17 protein-coding genes and 1 riboswitch are annotated in these 16,755 nt (G+C 31.7%); of the genes, 9 read left to right on the forward strand and 8 right to left on the reverse strand.

Annotated features, from left to right (window positions below; genetic code table 11):
- Positions 1-62: 62 nt before the first annotated feature.
- The 4 genes from HMPREF3154_RS09805 to graF all read right to left on the reverse strand — a co-directional run bounded on the left by HMPREF3154_RS09805 (position 63) and on the right by graF (position 3,333).
- Entirely contained in the window at positions 63-869 is an 807-nt protein-coding gene (locus tag HMPREF3154_RS09805) for an energy-coupling factor transporter transmembrane component T family protein (RefSeq protein ID WP_002435305.1), read from the reverse strand.
- A complete protein-coding gene (locus HMPREF3154_RS09810; protein ID WP_030065184.1) occupies positions 862-2,265 on the reverse strand; it encodes an ABC transporter ATP-binding protein in 1,404 nt (467 codons plus the stop codon). Before HMPREF3154_RS09810 ends, HMPREF3154_RS09805 begins: the two co-directional genes overlap by 8 nt.
- Before the next feature lie 13 nt (positions 2,266-2,278).
- On the reverse strand, positions 2,279-2,854 hold the full coding sequence (locus HMPREF3154_RS09815; protein ID WP_002435415.1) for an ECF transporter S component: 576 nt from the start codon (positions 2,852-2,854) through the stop codon (positions 2,279-2,281).
- Positions 2,855-2,941: 87 nt separating this feature from the next.
- Positions 2,942-3,043: riboswitch (TPP riboswitch) on the reverse strand.
- A gap of 155 nt (positions 3,044-3,198) precedes the next feature.
- On the reverse strand, positions 3,199-3,333 hold the full coding sequence (gene graF / locus HMPREF3154_RS11580; protein ID WP_002435469.1) for a glycopeptide resistance-associated protein GraF: 135 nt from the start codon (positions 3,331-3,333) through the stop codon (positions 3,199-3,201).
- Positions 3,334-3,488: 155 nt separating this feature from the next.
- On the opposite strand from graF, the gene auxA reads away from it, so the two are divergent.
- The 5 genes from auxA to ptsP all read left to right on the forward strand — a co-directional run bounded on the left by auxA (position 3,489) and on the right by ptsP (position 8,852).
- Positions 3,489-4,784, forward strand: coding sequence for a lipoteichoic acid stability factor AuxA (gene auxA / locus HMPREF3154_RS09820; protein WP_002435336.1), 1,296 nt, complete (start codon positions 3,489-3,491; stop codon positions 4,782-4,784).
- Between the two features lie 151 nt (positions 4,785-4,935).
- Positions 4,936-6,108 (forward strand): class I SAM-dependent rRNA methyltransferase, encoded by a 1,173-nt coding sequence (locus HMPREF3154_RS09825; RefSeq protein ID WP_023350473.1) that lies wholly within the window; start codon positions 4,936-4,938, stop codon positions 6,106-6,108.
- Positions 6,109-6,167: 59 nt separating this feature from the next.
- Entirely contained in the window at positions 6,168-6,707 is a 540-nt protein-coding gene (locus HMPREF3154_RS09830; RefSeq protein WP_002435405.1) for a hypothetical protein, read from the forward strand.
- Positions 6,708-6,864: 157 nt separating this feature from the next.
- Positions 6,865-7,131 (forward strand): phosphocarrier protein HPr, encoded by a 267-nt coding sequence (locus HMPREF3154_RS09835; RefSeq protein ID WP_002435387.1) that lies wholly within the window; start codon positions 6,865-6,867, stop codon positions 7,129-7,131.
- Positions 7,132-7,133: 2 nt separating this feature from the next.
- Positions 7,134-8,852, forward strand: a complete 1,719-nt coding sequence (gene ptsP, locus HMPREF3154_RS09840; protein ID WP_002469960.1) for a phosphoenolpyruvate--protein phosphotransferase — start codon at positions 7,134-7,136, stop codon at positions 8,850-8,852.
- 142 nt (positions 8,853-8,994) lie between these two features.
- On the opposite strand, the gene HMPREF3154_RS09845 is transcribed toward ptsP, so the two are convergent.
- Positions 8,995-9,237: a glutaredoxin family protein gene (locus HMPREF3154_RS09845; protein ID WP_002435401.1), complete on the reverse strand. Its 243-nt coding sequence runs from the start codon at positions 9,235-9,237 to the stop codon at positions 8,995-8,997.
- Positions 9,238-9,443: 206 nt separating this feature from the next.
- Between HMPREF3154_RS09845 and HMPREF3154_RS09850 the strand changes: the two genes are divergently transcribed.
- The 4 genes from HMPREF3154_RS09850 (at position 9,444) to HMPREF3154_RS09865 (ending at position 13,504) form a co-directional block, all read left to right on the forward strand.
- Complete coding sequence (locus HMPREF3154_RS09850) at positions 9,444-10,799, forward strand: cytochrome ubiquinol oxidase subunit I (RefSeq protein WP_023350472.1); 1,356 nt, start codon at positions 9,444-9,446, stop codon at positions 10,797-10,799.
- On the forward strand, positions 10,796-11,812 hold the full coding sequence (locus HMPREF3154_RS09855) for a cytochrome d ubiquinol oxidase subunit II (protein ID WP_023350471.1): 1,017 nt from the start codon (positions 10,796-10,798) through the stop codon (positions 11,810-11,812). Before HMPREF3154_RS09850 ends, HMPREF3154_RS09855 begins: the two co-directional genes overlap by 4 nt.
- A gap of 85 nt (positions 11,813-11,897) precedes the next feature.
- Positions 11,898-12,557 carry a potassium channel family protein gene (locus tag HMPREF3154_RS09860; protein WP_002435479.1) on the forward strand — a complete coding sequence of 220 codons (660 nt, stop codon included), beginning with the start codon at positions 11,898-11,900 and terminating at the stop codon, positions 12,555-12,557.
- Between the two features lie 335 nt (positions 12,558-12,892).
- Positions 12,893-13,504 carry a DsbA family protein gene (locus HMPREF3154_RS09865; protein WP_002435464.1) on the forward strand — a complete coding sequence of 204 codons (612 nt, stop codon included), beginning with the start codon at positions 12,893-12,895 and terminating at the stop codon, positions 13,502-13,504.
- A 290-nt stretch (positions 13,505-13,794) separates the two neighbouring features.
- Here the strand turns inward: HMPREF3154_RS09865 and rnjA are convergent, their stop codons facing one another.
- The 3 genes from rnjA to def all read right to left on the reverse strand — a co-directional run bounded on the left by rnjA (position 13,795) and on the right by def (position 16,736).
- The gene (gene rnjA / locus HMPREF3154_RS09870; RefSeq protein ID WP_023350469.1) at positions 13,795-15,534 is read right to left on the reverse strand and encodes a ribonuclease J1; all 1,740 of its coding nucleotides are present in this window, start codon (positions 15,532-15,534) and stop codon (positions 13,795-13,797) included.
- A complete protein-coding gene (locus HMPREF3154_RS09875) occupies positions 15,534-15,752 on the reverse strand; it encodes a DNA-dependent RNA polymerase subunit epsilon (protein WP_002435438.1) in 219 nt (72 codons plus the stop codon). The genes rnjA and HMPREF3154_RS09875 overlap by 1 nt, the downstream gene beginning before the upstream one ends.
- Positions 15,753-16,184: 432 nt before the next feature.
- Entirely contained in the window at positions 16,185-16,736 is a 552-nt protein-coding gene (gene def / locus HMPREF3154_RS09880; protein ID WP_023350468.1) for a peptide deformylase, read from the reverse strand.
- Between the last annotated feature and the right edge of the window lie 19 nt (positions 16,737-16,755).

The following is a 16,755-nucleotide window of genomic DNA, read 5'->3' on the forward strand; positions in this document are numbered from 1 at the left end:
TGCATCTCCTTTTTAATGTCTATCATTTAATTGATTAAACTTTATTAAATATAGTGAAATTTTTATCCTAATTTTCCAAAACGTACATCATGAATGCCAGTTAATGGTAAATAGCCTGATAGTATGAAAGATAGACCAATAATCATTAACACACAAACAATAAATACTACATCTTTATATGAGAAAGGTGTCTCGTAGTAATACGTTCTAGGGCCATCTTTAAAACCTTTAGATTCCATAGCAACTGAGAGTTGATGTGCACGTCGTATGTTTTGACTCAATAATGGAATAACTAAATGATTTAATCTTTTTAGTCCTTTATAATTTGAGGCATCAATCATTTGGTATCTCATTTTTAATGAGCGTCTCAATTGGATTAATGAACTTATAATTAAAGGAACCATTCGTATTGCTGCCATGAAGGCATAGGCAATTTTGGGTTTGATTTTTAGATGTTGCATTAAACTATAAAAAATCATAACTATTTGAGATGTTAATGCTATAAGAATCCCGAACATTGATACTGTGATTGTTCTTAAAGAGAGATGTAAGCCTCGTACTATACTTTCTTCACTAATTTGAACGATTCCAAATTTAACTAACATATGCTCACCATCACCATAAAGTATCATAAATAATGAGGATAGTAAGGCGAATAGGGTGGTAACTAGTATGAATATACCTGTAATTTTAAATTCTGTACCATTAAATAATAGTAAGAAAATAAACATGAGTAACACGATATAAATCATAAAATCGAAATTATGAATGAAGATAATAAAGAAAAAAAGTGCGATTCCTAGTATTAATTTCGTTATAATATTTACATCATCAACAAAGGTGTGACGTTTCTTCCATCTTTCAAACAACGTGCTCACCTTCAATCTCTTTAAGTATTCCATCTTCAACATGTAAACGACGTGTTGGATATCGACGAATGATTTCCGAATCATGTGTGACCATAACTATTGTTTGCCCTTGTTTAACGCGTTCTTGAAAAAGTTTAATAAGTTGGAACGTATTATGACTATCTAAACCAAATGTAGGTTCATCTAACAATACAATTTCTGCCTTTGAACTAAGGGCAGTTGCTACGCTTAATCGGCGTTTTTGTCCCGTTGATATTTCAAAGGGATGATGATTTTTAACCTGATCTAGATGAAGTAATTTAAGCAATTGAATAGTTTCTTGTTCAGCATTTTCAGGGTCTAAATGGTTATAATGAATGTAAACTTCATCATAAACTGAATTCGTAATAAATTGTAATTCTGGATTTTGATACACGAGATACATGTGTTTTGCTGCTTGTTTAATCTTTTTCAGTTCTTCATTATTATAAGTCATTCGACCTTTATATTTTATTAATTGAAGTATTGATTCGAGCAAAGATGTTTTACCAGCACCATTTTCTCCTGTTATAGTTAGCCATTCTCCTTTATGTAATTCAAAGTCATCAACAGAGAAGAGCGTTTGTTTACCACGTACGATTTGGCCTTGTTGAAATTCAAATAAACTATTGGAAGGTTGAATATCTAGTTTAATAGGACGTGGCGCATAATTCCAGGCTTTAGGATGCCACACGCCATACTCAGTTAATAAATGTTCGTAGTCATTAAGAATGTGTTGAGGAGTATCATCAGCTATGATTTTTCCTTCATAATTCATTAGTAGTACGCGATCGACATGTTGCCAAATATGTTCAACCTTATGTTCGACGATTAATACTGTTTGTTCATCCCACAATTCTATTAATTTCTTCCATAAATCCTCAGTTGCTTGAACATCTAACATAGCAGTTGGTTCATCTAAGAATAAGGTTTCCGCTCTTTGTAAAATGGTTTCTACGATAGCTAACTTCTGCTTCATACCTCCGCTTAGTTGATTTACATAAGTTTGGTCAGAGACTTTAAGATTTACAGATTCAAGTGCTTTTTTAATTTCATTATCCATTTCACTACGAGGGATTTTGCGGTTCTCTAACACAAAAGCTAACTCTTCATATACTTTAGGCATACAGAATTGTGTATCAGGATTTTGGAAAATGACACCACTTTGATGATCGACATGTAATTCATCATATTTCATTGGTAGTTCAATTAAATTAGGAACAATACCACTTAGTACATTAAGTAATGTGCTTTTACCCGACCCTGATGGGCCGAGTAAAAGCACTTTTTCCTTATCATTAATCTCTATATTTAAGTTATCAAAAATTTTTCTATCCCCGTTAGGGTATTTCAAGCGTAAATTTTTTACTTTTAACAATTAAAAAATCCCCTTATAGGTTATCGTAGTCATGTTTAGAAGCTGGTCTAAAGAGTTTAGTAACTCCCGTTTTATCAAGTGCTCTAACAAGCCAATAGGACACTAATCCTGTGATAACAATTCCGCTAATTGATCGGAATAGAATGAATAAGAATAAGTTCCATCCCGCGACTTCATTTAAGTAACCGTAAAAATAATCTACTGGGAAAGTGGCCAGTGCAGTGACCAAACCAGCAAGCATTGCTACTGCTGCAGAACGAGATTGATATTTAAAAATTGCGAAGATAATTTCGCATGCTACACCTTGTAATAAAGCATAGATAATTGTAGGTATATCAAATTTACCCATGACAATTGTTTCGCCAGCCCCTGCAGCTAGTTCAGCTAAGATTGCGATACCTGGTTTTGGAATAATTAAGTAGCAAACAACTGCTGCCATAAACCAAACACCATATGTAAGCTGCTCTAAGTGAATACCAGCAACTTGTGTAATATTGTAGAAGAACCACCATAAGTTATAGATGATTGCGAAGACTACAGATATTAATACAGTTACAAGTATTTCTGATAGTTTTAAACCTTTTGACATTGTGTCTCCTCCTAAAAAAACGCACAACCCTCCCTAGGAAAGTTGTGCGTCAGAAGATATATCTTAATGAAGTAAGTTCATCAGATTCTATAGTTAACTACACTTTCCTACGCTAGTATCTAGCTAGATCAGGTTCGAAGGGTTTGAGGATTTCCTCATCTCAGTAAATATACACCCCTAGTGCGTCGATATTTTAATTTAAATTAAATGTATGATTTTTCTATTGTATTGTCAAGGTAGTTTGAGGATTTTGAGGATATGGATAAATAAGTTAATAAAGTTTTTATAAAAAGCTCTCAAAGTATAAACTTTGAGAGCTTTTCAATGGCAAATATTTATAGTAATTAATCTAATGTATCTTGTACATCTTTTTTCGTTTGTTCAATATCATCAGTTTTTTCTTCATTTTGTTCTTTTAGTTTTTCTTCTGCCTCTTTAGCTTTTTCAGCAGATTTCTTTTCGAATTCTTCTTTTCCCATAGTATTTCCACCCCTTAAATAGGAATAATTGTTTACACAACAACTTTACCCCGTTATTCTATAGATAAACCCTAATAGGTCTATAGACGTATTTCATGGTTAATTTAAAGACAATTAGAAAATCTTCATATATAATAACGTTTGAGGTGAACAGTATGTCTTTTCTTAGGAAACACACCGAGATCATATTTAGCTACATTATCGGTATCGTTTCACTTTTCACAGGTCTCATCATTCTAATTAACTTACCATTGATTAAACAATTTAATGGTGATAAAAAAGTTAATACTCATGTACATAATGTATGGGAATTTCTTAATGCATTCTTCGCTGAAATTATAAAAGTGATGAGTAGGTTTATAGGTAGTTTCCCAGTTATAAGTGCCATTATTATTATTTTGTTTGGTATCTTAGTTATGCTTTTAGGTCATACTTTATTCAGAACTATTAAATATGACTATGACATATCCATTTTCTTCTTAGTTATTGGTATTATGTATTTTATTATTACACTAATATTAATGACTCAAGTTTATGGTTTCTTCGCAATTGTGTTTATTATACCGTTCATCGTTCACATCGGATACATTGTTTATAAAGATGAATTAAATAAAAATAATCGTAAAAGTCATTATATGTGGATTATCGTGACATATGGTATTAGTTATTTAATTACACAAATTTCTTTATACGGACGTATAGATGCGAATGAAATTGAATCTATAGATATTTTAAGTGTGAACACATTCTTCATTATTATGTGGTTATTAGGACAGATGTCTATATGGAATTTCTTATTCTTAAGACGATCATTACCATTAACTAAAGAAGAGTTAGGCGAGGAAGAACCTGAACTTTCTAGAACAAATAAAGGAAACGTATCTAATCAAACTAAAGTTCACTTAAAACAACTACAAGATAAGACAACAGAGTATGCACGTAAGACTAGAAGAAGTGTAGATTTAGATAAAATAAGAGCTAAAAGAGATAAATTTAAGGAAAAAGTTAAAAATATTGTAGATATTCAAGAAGATGATATTCCTAATTGGATGAGAAAGCCAAAATGGATTAAACCAATGTATGTTGAGTTGTTCTGTGGAGCTGTTATTTTATTCTTTACATTTCTTGAATTTAATAACCGCAACGCCCTATTCTTATCAGGAGAATGGGAACTTTCTCAAACGCAATATGTAGTAGAGTGGGTCACACTCATATTATTACTATTCATAATCATCATCTTTATTGCTACAACTTTAACTTATTATTTAAGAAATAAATTTTATTACTTACAGCTCTTCATGGGTAGTATTTTATTCTTTAAATTCTTAACTGAATTTATCAATATTATGATTCACGGTCTATTGTTATCAATTTTCATCACACCAATTTTACTGTTAATGTTAATTGCAATGATTGTTGCTTATTCATTACAGTTAAGAGAGAAACCATAATTGATTACTAAAAGTCATTGTTATTGTTTATTCAATAACAGTGGCTTTTTTACATATAATTAAAGACTGATATTTGTTAAAATGATTTTGAAATTGTGCTTACGTATTAATTTTTGAAAAAAGAGAATAGAAAGTGAGGTAAAAGTAAAAAATGAAAATAGCAACATTGAATAGAGGTAAAGAAACTAAATATCTTAATCAATATCCTTTAATTGATGAGGAAGATATTTACCAACATGACCACCTTAAAGAAGGGGATTTAGTTAAAATTGTGACTGATCAACAACAGTATATCGCAACTGGCTATGTTGGCCGTCAACATAAAGGATTAGGTTGGGTATTAAGTTATGATGAAAATGAGGACATTAACACTCAATTCTTCGTAAAATTATTTGAAAGTGCATTAGAGGAAAGAGAATATTATTTCAACATTGATGGTACAAATGCTTTTAGACTTTTTAATGCTGAGGGTGACGGCGTAGGAGGCCTCACAATTGATAATTATGATAGTCATTTATTAATTCAATGGTATTCCAAAGGCATTTATAAATTTAGATATCTTATCATAGAAGCAATTAAAACAGTATTTGGTTATACGTCTTTATATGAAAAAATGAGATTTAAGGATACAACATACACAGGTGGATTTGTTGATGGTGAAGCCCCTGAGTTTCCAATTACTATTGAAGAAAATTTCACATTTTATAATGTAGATTTAGAAGATGGTTTAATGACTGGTATCTTTTTAGATCAAAAGGAAGTACGTAAAAAATTAAGAGACCAATTTTCTGAAGATAGAGATGTATTAAATTTATTTAGTTATACAGGAGCGTTTTCAGTTATAGCAGCTCAGAATGCACGTTCAACTACAAGTGTTGACTTAGCAAATCGTTCAAGAGGCTTAACGGAAGAAAACTTTGGTTTAAATGGTATTGATCCTAAATCTCAATACATTTATGTGATGGATACGTTTGACTATTATAATTACGCGGCACGTCATGGTCTTCAGTATGAAACGGTAGTCATTGATCCGCCAAGTTTTGCACGCAATAAGAAAAAGACATTCTCAGTTCAGAAAGACTATGGTTCACTCGTTAAAGGCGCCTTAAGTGTATTAGCTCCAGAGGGTTCACTGCTATTATGTACAAATTCAAGTGCATTTTCTTTAAAAGCGTTCAAAAATGTGATTAAAAAGACATTAGATGAAGAGGGGGTAGAGTTTGAAATAAGAGAGGTCATGGGACTTCCTAAAGATTTCAAGACTCATCCACATTACAAACCTTCAAAATATTTAAAAGCTGTATTTATAGATATTAAGCATTAAATTTTTAAATATTGGGTATAAGATTTTATTGAAACAATACTAAGAAAGGATGTATGAATTTGGGTATTAGAAGTAAATTCACAAATGATATCACTAATAAAGTGGGCAATGAACTTTTAAATATAGAAGAAATTAAAGAAAAAAATAATTTACCTAAGACTAAAGAAGAATTAGCGCGTCGCCGAGAACAGGCGTTAACGTTAGTTAAAAAGAAATCAATACTTTCATCAGGCGCAAGTATTGTACCTATCCCAGGATTAGACTTCGGTGTAGATATTAAATTAATGAGAGACATTATTGAGGATGTTAACAAAATTTATGGTTTAGATCATAAAGAAGTGAATTCGTTAGGGGATGATGTAAGAGAGAGAGTGATGTCTGCTGCAGCGATTCAAGGGAGTCAATTTGTAGGAAGAAAAGTTTCAGAAGCACTCTTAAAAGTTGTTATTAAAGATGTAGCGAAACGAGCAGCTGCTAAACAAACAAAATGGTTCCCAGTAATCGGTCAAGCTGTTTCAGCTTCAATTAGTTACTACTTTATGAATAAACTTGGTAAAGATCACGTTGAAAAATGTGAAAAAGTTATCAATAACCTATAGTAAGTGATATAATTTCTAATGTAACGTAAATAATGATATTGAAACCGGTTTTAAACGAATTGAATTTAACAATCGGTTTTGGTAAAGTTATTGTATAAAATATATGTTAGATTGTAATAATATTGAAGATTCTAACTATACGAAGGAGAATATAACTATGGAACAAAAATCATATGTAATTATCGACGAAACAGGGATTCACGCTCGCCCTGCTACAATGCTAGTTCAAACTGCATCAAAATTTGATTCAGATATTCAATTAGAATATAACGGTAAAAAAGTTAACTTAAAATCAATCATGGGTGTTATGAGTTTAGGTGTAGGTAAAGATGCTGAAATCACTATTTATGCTGACGGTAGCGATGAAACTGATGCTATTGAATCTATCAGTGATGTCTTATCAAAAGAAGGATTAACTAAATAATTATGTCTAACTTAATTAAAGGGATTGCTGCCTCTGATGGTGTAGCAATCGCAAAAGCTTACTTATTAGTAGAGCCAGATTTATCTTTTGACAGTAACGAACAGGTCACTGATGTAGAAGGCGAAGTTAATAAATTCAATAAAGCTATCGAAGCATCTAAAGTTGAATTAACTAAGATTAGAAATAATGCAGAAGTTCAATTAGGCGCTGATAAAGCAGCTATTTTTGATGCTCATTTATTAGTTCTAGATGATCCAGAATTAATTCAACCTATCCAAGATAAAATTAGAAATGATAAAGTTAATGCGGCTACAGCATTAAACGATGTGACAACTCAATTTGTTACTATTTTCGAATCTATGGATAATGAATACATGAAAGAACGTGCAGCAGATATTAGAGACGTTTCTAAACGTGTTTTAGCGCACATTCTAGGTGTAGAATTACCAAACCCAAGTATGATTGATGAAAGCGTTGTTATAATTGGTAACGATTTAACACCTTCAGATACTGCACAATTAAACAAGGAATTCGTCCAAGGCTTTGTAACTAACATCGGTGGTAGAACGAGCCACTCTGCAATAATGAGTCGTTCACTTGAAATTGCAGCAGTTGTAGGTACGCAAACTATTACTCAGCAAGTTAAACAAGGTGATATGATTGTTGTAGATGGAATTACAGGTGATGTAATTATCGATCCAACTGAAGACGAATTAATCGCTTATCAAAACAAACGTGAACGTTTCTTTGAAGATAAGAAGGAACTACAAAAATTACGTGACGCGGATACGGTAACTGTTGATGGTGTGCATGCTGAATTAGCAGCGAATATTGGTACGCCAAATGATTTACCAGGAGTTATTGAAAACGGTGCTCAAGGTATAGGTTTATACCGTACAGAATTCCTTTATATGGGAAGAGACCAAATGCCAACTGAGGAAGAACAATTTGAAGCCTACAAACAAGTACTAGAAACAATGGATGGTAAACGTGTTGTTGTACGTACTTTAGATATCGGTGGAGATAAAGAGCTTCCTTACTTAAATTTACCTGAAGAAATGAATCCATTCTTAGGTTATAGAGCAATTCGTTTATGTTTAGCTCAACAAGATATTTTTAGACCGCAATTACGTGCATTATTACGTGCATCTGCTTACGGTAAATTAAATATCATGTTCCCAATGGTTGCTACTATCAAAGAATTCCGTGATGCTAAAGCGATTCTTTTAGAAGAAAAGAAAAACCTTGAAAATGAAGGTTATGACATTTCTGACGATATCGAATTAGGTATCATGGTTGAAATTCCAGCAACTGCTGCATTAGCAGATGTCTTTGCGAAGGAAGTAGACTTCTTTAGTATCGGTACTAATGACTTAATTCAATACACACTAGCTGCTGATCGTATGTCAGAACGTGTATCTTATTTATATCAACCATATAATCCTTCTATTTTACGTCTTGTTAAGCAAGTAATAGAGGCTTCTCATAAAGAAGGTAAATGGACTGGTATGTGTGGTGAAATGGCCGGAGATGAAACAGCTATTCCATTATTACTAGGTTTAGGATTAGATGAGTTCTCAATGAGTGCAACTTCTATTCTTAAAGCTAGAAGACAAATTAATGGTTTAAGTAAAAATGAAATGGCTGAATTAGCTAATCGCGCTATTGAATGTGCTACACAAGAAGAAGTTATGGAATTAGTTAACAATAAAGCAAAATAATATAGCTTAATAATACAGCATGAGAGAGTGAATGCAACATTGCATTTACTCTCTTTTTAATCTGTAATTGAAATAAGCTGGCCTCAATTATTAAAAAATCACTCAACATCCTAGAAAAGATAATGTTGAGTGATTTTTATGACTAATTTTTACTATTTAAATTCAATGTAGAATTTATTTTGTCCATGTCTACACTATACATTGGTTCATTATTTAATAAAATAAAAGGCGTTGCAAATGCATCATAATCAATCATTTCATTACGATATTGATTATTTTTAATATTCTTTTCAATAAAATCAACGCCTTGCTCTGATAAATAATTTTTCACGAAAGTGCATGGTGGACAATCATCTTGGGTATAAATGACAATGTTCGAAGTCATATAGGTCGTCCTTTCATTAGTATTTCTCAAAATACTATATAGAAAAATGTTGAGAATTTCAAACATGTGAACATTATGTGTCTTGTCAAAAAATGTACATATAAATTTAAAGCAATTTAATTTTGTTCAAAGTCATGAGGTTTTATAATTTTAGACACTTGTGACTCCAATTATTAATAAAAATAGATAAAAAAGGTGATTTATATATGGATTCAGTTGAAATTAGCCGATTTCTCACTGGTATGACATTAGCAGTGCATATTATATTTGCCACAATCGGCGTAGGTATGCCTTTAATGTTTGCGATTGCAGAATTTATCGGTATTAGAAAGAATGATGCAAACTACATTGCATTAGCGAAAAGATGGTCAAAAGGGTACACAATTACAGTAGCCGTTGGAGTCGTGACAGGTACTATTATAGGCTTACAACTTTCGCTTGTGTGGCCAACATTTATGAAAATGGGTGGGCATGTTATTGCTTTACCTTTATTTATGGAAACTTTCGCTTTCTTCTTTGAAGCAATCTTCTTAAGTATTTATCTGTATACTTGGGATAGATTTAAAAATAAATGGACGCATTTTATTATTTCATTACCTGTAATTATTGGTGGTTCATTCTCGGCGTTTTTTATTACATCAGTTAACTCATTTATGAATACACCAGCAGGTTTTGAAATGAAAAATGGACGCATGGTTAATGTACAACCATTAGAGGCAATGTTTAACTCCTCATTTATTGTCAGAGCATTCCATGTAGTAGCTACTGCTGGCATGACGATGGCATTTATATTGGCTGCAATAGCGGCGTTTAAATTATTACGTAATAAACACTCTGAAGATAAAACTTATCATAAAAAAGCATTGAAAATGACAATGATAGTTGGTTTCTTATCAACGATATTATCGATGGTAGCTGGAGATCTTTCCGCTAAATTCTTGCACAAAGTGCAACCAGAAAAACTAGCTGCTTATGAGTGGCATTATGATACTCAATCACATGCTAACTTAGTATTCTTTGGTGTGCTCAATGAGAAGACACATGAAGTAACTGGTGCTATTGAGATTCCGGGATTACTTAGTTTCTTAGCAGATGACAGTTTCAAAACAAAAGTTAAAGGATTAACTGATTTTCCTAAAAATGATTTACCACCTATGATTGTTCATTATTTCTTTGATTTGATGGTTTCTATGGGTGTGTTCTGTTTCATTATTTCAGGACTATATATGTTAATTTTATTCTTCAAGAAATTACGTAAATTTAAAGTTAATAAAGCTATGCTATATGCAATACTTTTAACTGGCCCAGCCTCATTACTTGCAATAGAATTTGGTTGGTTCTTAACTGAAATGGGTCGTCAACCTTGGATCATTAGAGGTTATATGCGTGTGTCTCAGGCTGCTACACAAGCAGGTGGTATCACGTTAGTTACGATTCTCTTCGGTATACTGTATCTCGTGCTTATGGTAACAGCAGCTTATGTACTTATTCGTATGTATCGAAATAAACCTGCTTATCAAGATGTAGACAAAGTGATTGAAGAAAGAGGTGGAGCAAAATGATTTACGCATATATTGGGATAACAGTATTATGGATATTTTTATTTTGTTACATCATCGTAGCATCAATTGACTTTGGTGCTGGATTTTTCGCTTTACATTCTAGAATTACTGGTGAAGAGAAGAAGATCAATCACTTAATTCATCGTTATCTTAATCCAGTGTGGGAAGTTACAAATGTTTTCTTCGTCTTTTTCTTCGTTGGATTTATTGGGTTCTTCCCTGATTCTGCAAAGTATTTGGGAACCGTTTTATTAGTTCCAGGTTCAATAGCATTAATTCTTATCTCCATTAGAAGTAGTTTTTATGCTTTTGAAAATTACGGACAAGATACGAAGTTACCATGGATAGTTCTCTACGGTTTTACAGGATTACTTATTCCAGCATCATTAGCTACTGCACTAACTATCTCGGAAGGTGGATATATCAGAGAACATGGGTCTCATATAGATTTGAACTGGGTACAATTACTATTAAGTCCATTTGCCTGGTCTGTGGTATTCTTGGCTATCATTTCGGTTCTATATATTTCTTCAGGTTTCTTAACATTTTATGCTAGTAAAGCGAAAGATAAACCTGCATACCACTTAACAAGACAATGGCATATTTTCTGGGGCCCGCCTATGATTGTTATTTCATTGTTTGTATTTTTATCTTTAAGAATACAAAATGCAGATCATTTCAATAATGCTGTATTTAACTATTGGTGGATGTTTGTAATCAGTTTTATCTTCTTTTTAATTGCAGGTGTATTAACGATTCTTAAGAAAAATCATGGATTAGCTTTTGTCATGGTCATATTACAGATGTTCTTTGCATTCTTTGGCTATGGTATGAGTAAATTGCCATTTTTATTACATCCATTTGTGAAAATCACAAGTTCTCATGTTAATCCAGAAATGGGATTAGCATTAGTTATAGCCTTTATTTTAGGTTTACTTTTATTAATTCCATCGTTAATATTATTATTAAGATTATTTGTATTCGATAAAGAGTACGTAGAAGGAAAGAAATAATATAACCTTTGAGTATAAGGGGAGATATGTTGATATATTTTATCATCAAACTCTCTTTTTCTCTTTTATTTAATGGAGGACGCATATGGATAAAGAATACGTCGTTATTGGACTAGGTCGTTTTGGTGGCAGTATTGTTAGAGAACTTAACGCTTTAGATATGGATGTCATGGCAATTGATAATGATGAAAATCGTGTTAATGAATATAGTGATATCGCAACACATGCAGTTGTAGCTGATACGACTGATGAAGCGGTCATGAAAAGTTTAGGTATACGTAACTTTGATCATGTCATTGTGGCCATTGGTGAAAACATTCAATCAAGTACGTTAACTACTTTAATTTTAAAAGAGTTAGGTGTTAAAAAGGTAACTGCAAAAGCACAAAACGACTACCATGCTAAAATATTAAATAAAATAGGTGCAGACACTGTCGTTCACCCAGAACGTGATATGGGTAGACGTATAGCGCATAATGTAGCAAGTGCGAGTGTATTAGATTATTTAGAACTTGCTGATGAGCATTCAATTGTAGAGCTTAAAGCGACTGAAAAAATGGCTGGACAGACTATAATTAATTTAGACATCCGAGCACAATATGGCATAAATATCATTGCAATTAAACGAGCGAAAGAATTTATCGTTTCCCCAGATCCGAATCTTAGTATAGAGATTGGTGATATTTTAATCATGATTGGTCATGATAATGATTTAGGTCGTTTCGAGAAAAATATAGCCAAATAATCGGTGACGATAAATTAAGATATACGTTTTTTCTTTTAGCTTATAAATGAATTGAGTTAAAATTCATTTATAAGCTTTTTTGTATAGAATTATTTAATTGAGTCGGTTATACCCATCATACGATTTCATGCTAATCTATACATAAAAAAATAATAAAGCTTCAATCAATTTAAAAACAAAATAAAATATGAAATATTGTGATTGATTAAATCTATAATTTATTAAGTTTTGCGTAAACACTTGAGAAATAGAATATATCAATTAGGGAAGATAACAAAAATTTTAAAACAATGATGTTAACATTAAATTTGAAAAAATTAATAAGGAGAGTGGATATGTGTAAATTTGTTTTAAAATGCACATCATTGTTAGTAATTGTTTTGTTATTATGTAGTTGTTCGAACATAAAAAATGGCTCATTTAATAATCATTCAAACCGCACTAAATGCATAACAATTTATGGTGATTACAAATGTGCCTATTGTAAAAAAATTGAAAATACTATCGTTCCTAAATTGAAAAAAGATTATATAAAAAAAGACAAAGCGGAAGTTAATTTTGTTAATCTCGGTTTCTTAGGTAAAGACTCTATGAAAGCTGGACGAGCAGCATTAGCAGTCAAACTCATATCTGATAAAGAGTATTTAAAATTTAATCACTTAATTTTTAACGAACAACCTAAAAATAGCCATAAAACTTGGATTACTAATAGATTATTAGATAAGCAAATAGATAAACTTAACTTGAATGATGAAGAAATAAAAAAAGTTAAGAAAATGTATAAAGAAAAAGATAGTAAAGCATGGGAAATGGCTAATGATGATAAAAAAGTTGCTAAAAAGAAAAAAGTTAAGAAAGTTCCTTTAGTATACATAAATGGTGAAAAAGTAAAAAACCCATATAAATATAAAGAATATCAACGCATATTAGACAAAAAGACATCGTAAAATTATATATTCATGCAACAACTAGAGTGAAAACTAAAGGAGAAAAAAAGTTAATTAAAAACAAGCAATATATACTTAGTATTATCACACTCATGATTATAGACATTATCTAATTTAATAATGATAATGTTATCAAAAGCCCAATTGGTTACAGACTTATTTATTTAATTATGTTTATTTCATTTCTAATGATTGTAATAGGAACTACTGTTAGAAAGAGAAATAAATAAAAGGCAAGGACATGTGTCCTTGCCTTAAATATTTAAACAGATAAATTTTATAAGTTAAAATTATTTAGATTCATTTTTATCTTGTTTGTTATTTTTCTTATTAGAAGGTTTATTGTTACCTTTATCTTCATTCACTTTCATAATTACTGGTAAAATCATCGGTCTACGAGCTGTCTTTTCATATAGATAAGGTTGAAGTGTTTCAATAATTGATGATTTAATCTGATGCCATTGAATATCTTTGTTACCATTTAATTTAGATATCACGTCTGTTTTAATTTTACGTTGTGCGTCATAAATTAGTTGACCGGATTCGCGCATATAAACAAAGCCACGTGAAATGATATCAGGTCCTGATAATAACTTATTAGTATTAAAATCGATACTTACAACAACAATGACTAAACCTTCTTCAGAAAGTAGTTTACGATCTCTAATAACTACATTTCCGATATCTCCAATACCGCTACCGTCTACTAACACATTACCTGATGGGATTCTTCCAGCTTTACGAGCTGAATCATGTGTTAAAGCTAAGACATCACCGATATCGAAAATGAATACCTTATCCTCATCTACACCACATTCAACACCCGTTTGACCATGTGCTTTCAACATACGATATTCACCATGAATAGGTAAGAAATACTTAGGTTGAATTAAACGTAGCATCAATTGTTGGTCACCTTGTGAACCATGACCTGACGTGTGAATATTTGAAATCTTACTGTGAATGACATCCGCACCAGCTTTATATAAAGCATTTATAGTGCGATTGATACTTTTGGTGTTACCTGGAATAGGAGATGAACTGAATACTACAGTATCTTCAGGTATAATTTTGATTTGTTTATGTGTACCATTTGCAATTCTTGATAATGCAGCCATTGGTTCACCTTGTGAACCAGTACAAAGAATTAACAATTCGTGTTTAGGTATATTGTTAATTTTATTAGGTTCAACAAATGTTTCAGGTGGAGCTTTAATATATCCAAGCTCCATACCAATTTTTATGTTATTTTCCATTGAACGACCAAAAGTAACGATTTTACGATTATATTTTATCGCTGCTTCAACTGCTTGTTGTACACGATAAATATTAGATGCGAAGGTCGCAAAAATGATACGGCCCTTGCAATTTCTAAAAATCTTATCAACGTTTTGTCCAACTTCACGTTCGCTAAGCGTAAAATCAGGTACTAGTGAATTTGTTGAGTCAGATAACAAACATAGTACGCCTTCTTCTCCAAGTTTAGCCATTTTAGCTATATTAGCTGGCTCTCCAACTGGAGTGAAATCAAACTTAAAGTCACCAGTATGAACAATTTTACCTTCTGGTGTATCAACGATAACTCCGTATGCTTCAGGAATACTATGAGTAGTTAAATAGAATGATATTTCAAAATGCTTAGATTTTATTACACTACTCTCATCAATTTCATGTAACTCAGTAGTTCTAAGTAAATGATGTTCTTCTAATTTATTGCGTATGAGACCTAATGCTAATGGACCACCGTAAATAGGTACATTAATTTGTTTTAATAGGAAGGGCACACCACCTATATGGTCTTCGTGTCCATGAGTAATAAACAGACCTACAATTTTGTCTTGGTTCTGTTCTAAGTAAGTGTAGTCAGGAATAACATAATCTATTCCTAGTAAGTTATCATCTGGGAATTTAATACCTGCATCAATGATAACAATTTCATTCTTGTACTCGATGGCGTAGGTATTTTTACCAACTTCACCTAAACCACCAAGTGCATACACACCTACTTCATTAGAATGTAATTGCTTCATTATTCAGCATTCTCCACATTGAAGTGAGTTGAGTGTTCTTTCTCATAGTCTAAATGTGCGCCCTCTAATTTAGTAATAAACTCAATATTATAATTACGATCTTTCAAATAACGTCGAACCTGTTCTTCAGTTTGTCCTTCAACATAAATTGTTTGAGTGTTCTCACGAACGATGACTTCGTCTTTATTATGTTGATAAAATACTTTAAATACTGCCATTTTATATATTTCCTCCTAGAATAATTTCCATAATTTATTTACGACCCTAGTCATTAATACTCGGGTTATTAAAGAATATTCATGCGTACAATTAAGTCTTCAATAATCTAGTGTTCTAATATTTTATTTAGAAACATACCAGCTCAATCTAAACTTTAATATATATGTTCGTTTAATTTCACTGCCCAGTATGTTTTCTAGGGTAATAGTGTCGTTCCTAATTAGAAATTAGTATTGATATACTAAGATTTCAGTTAAGTTATATTTTACATGATGTATTTGAATAAATAAAGCAGTTTTATCTTACTAATTATTGAGTCATACGTATTATTATATATAGTAATATTTTTATTTTGAAAAATAAAAAATACACTTCATCAAGCGTGATAAGTTGTCAACTTGATAAAGTGTATATAAGTTTAATAATTTTACTTAAACTTCGACTGCATCGTCGTGAGGTTTAAGTGGTTCATTAGCGTCAATATAATCATAAAACATAACGCCATTTAAATGATCAATTTCGTGTTGAAACACAATTGCTGGATAGCCTTTTAATCTTAGTTTAACTTCATTACCGTCTATATCTTGAGCTTTAATTGTCACTCTATTATGACGGTGTACTAATCCTGGAATGTTTTCGTCAACACTCAAACAACCTTCGCCAGTTGGTAGATAAGCTTCCTGCACACTGTAGCTCATAACTTTAGGATTGACGAGCATATAATCATAAGATTTTCCATTACCATCGTCTGGTAAATAAACTGCTATCATTCTTTTAGCCACATCAATTTGTGGAGCTGCCAAACCAACGCCAGAACGTAATCCATAACGTTTTGCAGTTTCTTCATCTTGACTATTAATTAAAAACTCTCGCATAGAGCGTAAAGTTTCTTTATCTTCTTCAGAAAGAGGAAAACTTAATTCTTTAGCCTTCTCACGAAGCGTTGGATGACCGTCTCTAATAATATCTTTCATAGTTAACATGTCATACACCTTCCTTAAG

It is taken from the genome of Staphylococcus sp. HMSC06C11 (assembly GCF_001808345.1).
GTDB lineage: Bacteria > Bacillota > Bacilli > Staphylococcales > Staphylococcaceae > Staphylococcus > Staphylococcus capitis.

Bases quoted from the DNA above. Each gene is read 5' to 3' on its own strand.
- HMPREF3154_RS09815 (WP_002435415.1), bottom strand. From the start codon at position 2,854: ATGTCAAAAGGTTTAAAACTATCAGAAATACTTGTAACTGTATTAATA.
- graF (WP_002435469.1), bottom strand. From the start codon at position 3,333: ATGGGAAAAGAAGAATTCGAAAAGAAATCTGCTGAAAAAGCTAAAGAG.
- auxA (WP_002435336.1), top strand. From the start codon at position 3,489: ATGTCTTTTCTTAGGAAACACACCGAGATCATATTTAGCTACATTATC.
- HMPREF3154_RS09825 (WP_023350473.1), top strand. From the start codon at position 4,936: ATGAAAATAGCAACATTGAATAGAGGTAAAGAAACTAAATATCTTAAT.
- HMPREF3154_RS09835 (WP_002435387.1), top strand. From the start codon at position 6,865: ATGGAACAAAAATCATATGTAATTATCGACGAAACAGGGATTCACGCT.
- ptsP (WP_002469960.1), top strand. From the start codon at position 7,134: ATGTCTAACTTAATTAAAGGGATTGCTGCCTCTGATGGTGTAGCAATC.
- HMPREF3154_RS09845 (WP_002435401.1), bottom strand. From the start codon at position 9,237: ATGACTTCGAACATTGTCATTTATACCCAAGATGATTGTCCACCATGC.
- HMPREF3154_RS09850 (WP_023350472.1), top strand. From the start codon at position 9,444: ATGGATTCAGTTGAAATTAGCCGATTTCTCACTGGTATGACATTAGCA.
- HMPREF3154_RS09855 (WP_023350471.1), top strand. From the start codon at position 10,796: ATGATTTACGCATATATTGGGATAACAGTATTATGGATATTTTTATTT.
- HMPREF3154_RS09860 (WP_002435479.1), top strand. From the start codon at position 11,898: ATGGATAAAGAATACGTCGTTATTGGACTAGGTCGTTTTGGTGGCAGT.
- HMPREF3154_RS09865 (WP_002435464.1), top strand. From the start codon at position 12,893: ATGTGTAAATTTGTTTTAAAATGCACATCATTGTTAGTAATTGTTTTG.
- rnjA (WP_023350469.1), bottom strand. From the start codon at position 15,534: ATGAAGCAATTACATTCTAATGAAGTAGGTGTGTATGCACTTGGTGGT.
- HMPREF3154_RS09875 (WP_002435438.1), bottom strand. From the start codon at position 15,752: ATGGCAGTATTTAAAGTATTTTATCAACATAATAAAGACGAAGTCATC.
- def (WP_023350468.1), bottom strand. From the start codon at position 16,736: ATGTTAACTATGAAAGATATTATTAGAGACGGTCATCCAACGCTTCGT.